Raw genomic sequence first — 2,886 nt, 5'->3', positions numbered from 1 at the left:
GTCGCAGATCACGTCGGATTTGGGGTGCTCGCGCAGCAGTATTGATAAGGCCAGTCGGGTGTTGCGCTCGACTGGGATGGACGAGGACACGATTACCGCGTTGTCGCCGCAGGAGCTTTCGGAGTTGTTTCCGGATAATCGCCGGCGGGATTCAGATGCGTTTGTGGAACCGGATTTCGCAGGCATCGCCGCCCGGCGCCGACGCGGTGAGCGGGTGACGTTAAAGGTGGAACACCATAAATACACCCGCCGTCAGGCTACTTCTGGCCAGCAGCATTATTCCTACCGGCAGTTCTGCGCGCTGTTTGAAAACTACGTCGATGTCAACGACCTGACTGCGCTTTTGACCCATGCCCCTGGTGAGGAGCTGTGCGTTGATTGGTCCGGGGAAACCATGGCAGTTGTTGACCCGTTGACCGGGGTGTCTGTGCAGGCGTATGTGTTTGTGGCGTCGCTGCCGCATTCGGGGCTTATCCATGCCAGTGCGTGGCCGGATATGCGGATGCGGTCGTGGCTGTGTGCCCACCGCGACGCGTTGGACTATATCGGTGGCGTGCCGGTGCGCATCGTGCCCGATAACGCCTCGACAGCAACCAACCAGATCACACGTGGTGCGACGGTGCGTGAAGTCAACGAGCGCTACCAGCAGTTCGCCGAGTTCTACGGTTGCGGGATTACCCCGGCTAGGCCGGGTAAACCCAGGGATAAGGCCCATGTGGAAAAGGCGGTCGATATCGTCCAGACCTGGGTCGCAGAAGCGTTATCGGGCCAAGAGTTCTCCACGTTCGACGCTCTCAACGCCGCTATTGCAGCACAGGTCGACTGGATCAACGACCGGGAAGGATTCCGGGGCCGCAACGCAAGCCGCAGGCAGTTGTTTGTTGAAAGCGAAGCAGAAGCATTGCGCCCGCTGCCTCAACAGCGCTGGTCGTATTCCACGTGGCGTAAAGCCAAGGCCGGGGTGAACTACCACGTCCAAGTGGAGAAGCATTTCTACTCTGTGCCGTGGAGCTTCGCCGGCAAAAGTGTCGACGTGCAGATCTTCGACGATGTCGTCGACATCTTCAGCGCGGGTGAGCATATCGCTTCCCACCGTAAAAAGCCTGGCAACATGCAGTACTCCACAGATAAAGAGCATGTGCCGGCAAAGCACCAGGACTTGGCCACGAAGTGGGATCAGGGCCGGATTGAGTCATGGGCTCAAAGTATTGGGGCCGCAACCTACGAACTCATCCGCCAGATGTTTCACGCCCACCAAGTTGAAGCCCAAGCCTACAATAGCGCCCTTGGCGTGCTGAGCCTGTCGAAGAAGTACTCCCGCAGCCTGCTTGAACAAGCCTGCCAAGACGTCCTCGACTCCCACATGGTCCCGTCGGTGCGCAAAGTCCACGACACCATCAAAGACCTCGCAACCCGCACCACCGCCACCGCCACAGGTGGTGCGCAATCACCTACATCATCTGCCGCGTCAACTAGGCCGGTGACTCGTCCCGCACCACCAGCCCAGGCGTCGCACGTACGGGGCAAAGCAGCGTTCGAGTTCAGTGAGCTTGAATTCGGTGAGCTTGAATTCGGTGAGGAGGCGTAGAAGCATCATGGCGTTAACCGATGAAGATTTCGACAAGCTCGGCTCGCTGCGCGGGATGCGCGTGTTCGCCGCGACGATCCAAGAGATCGTCAACGACCCCACGCGCGATAACGATTCCTTCGAAGACAAGATCAAAGAAGCCCTCGAAGCCCAACTCACCGCCCGCGACAACAAGGTCATCCAGACAAGGTTGCGTGAAGCGAAACTCCTTGGCTCAACCGCCGCACTCGAGCGCTTCGATGCCTATCCCGGCCGCGGTGTAACCCAAGACCGCATCGACCGGCTCGCCACCTGCGAATGGATCGACTACGGCAAAGACCTCATCATCGTGGGAGCTACCGGCACCGGTAAAAGTTTTCTCGCTCAAGCCCTGGCCGTCGCGGCGTGCCGCAAAAAGCTCACCGCCCGTTACTTCCGGCTCAACGACCTGGCCAACGATTTCGACGCTGCGGCTGAGCATCCCCAGGCCCGCAAACAACTCCTCGCTGACCTGCAAGCCCCGGCACTTGTCGTCATCGATGATTTTCTCGCCACCGATGTCTCAGCGCACGCGTTGAACCAGGTATTCAACCTGCTCGTCGGGCGTGAACATGCCTCTACCGTGATCGCCAGCCAACACGAACCCGATTACTGGTACGACGTCTTCTCAGAAGCAGCACTGGCAGACGCAGTCATGTCCAGACTCGCCAACCACGGCTCGAAACTCACCCTGACAGGAGAAGACATGCGAACCCGCGACGACATCAAACAAGAAAGGATGGCCCCTACGACACCCACACGGCTACGTCAACCCCGAAAGTCGTAACCGGGGGTAAAAACCGGGTACCGGCAACCACCAACACCCCGGTACCCGATACCGCCCTACCGGTACCGAAAAGAAACGCCCGACAGTCATCAACGAACCGGAAGCGGATCACCGGTTCGTCTCTTCCATGAAATATTTGGCTGCCTTACGCAAAATATCGCGTTCTTCTTTCAGGCGGGCGTTTTCCTGTTGCAGCTGACGTAGCTTCTCAGCATCGGTCAGTTGCCTCGCACGATCAGCACGTAAGCCCGCTGAAAGCTGGGGTTTCGTGCCAGTTCCGTACTTATCAACCCATACGCGAAGCGTGGAGCGGTTGATCCCTAAATCAGCGGCCGCAGCGTTCAACGACACCTGTGGATCGTTCTCGTACATCGCGACCGCGTCGCGCTTGAACTGATCCGAATAAACCTTCCTAGGCATGGAGGTAGATTACCTTTCCCCGACTCAACACAGCCGGAATCAGAGGTGTCTACCAAACAGGGGTCAGGTCCGC

General features: G+C 58.5%; 2 protein-coding genes and 1 pseudogene. 2 read left to right on the top strand and 1 reads right to left on the bottom strand.

What is annotated here, in order from left to right; translation table 11 throughout:
- Together istA and HMPREF0298_RS00395 are read left to right on the top strand one after the other, a co-directional pair.
- Positions 1 to 1,588 (top strand): IS21 family transposase (gene istA / locus HMPREF0298_RS00400; RefSeq protein ID WP_006839083.1); only part of this gene is annotated, 1,588 nt, incomplete at its 5' end.
- Positions 1,589 to 1,595: 7 nt separating this feature from the next.
- Positions 1,596 to 2,393, top strand: a complete 798-nt coding sequence (locus HMPREF0298_RS00395) for an ATP-binding protein (protein ID WP_006839082.1) — start codon at positions 1,596 to 1,598, stop codon at positions 2,391 to 2,393.
- 79 nt (positions 2,394 to 2,472) lie between these two features.
- On the opposite strand, the pseudogene HMPREF0298_RS00390 reads toward HMPREF0298_RS00395, so the two are convergent.
- Positions 2,473 to 2,813: pseudogene (locus HMPREF0298_RS00390) on the bottom strand (transposase); the annotation flags it as partial.
- Positions 2,814 to 2,886: the final 73 nt, after the last annotated feature.

The sequence above is a fragment of the Corynebacterium lipophiloflavum DSM 44291 genome, assembly GCF_000159635.1.
Taxonomy (GTDB): Bacteria; Actinomycetota; Actinomycetes; order Mycobacteriales; family Mycobacteriaceae; genus Corynebacterium; species Corynebacterium lipophiloflavum.
Note: the sequence above shows the minus strand (reverse complement) of the source record. Positions and strands in the feature narration are given on the sequence as shown.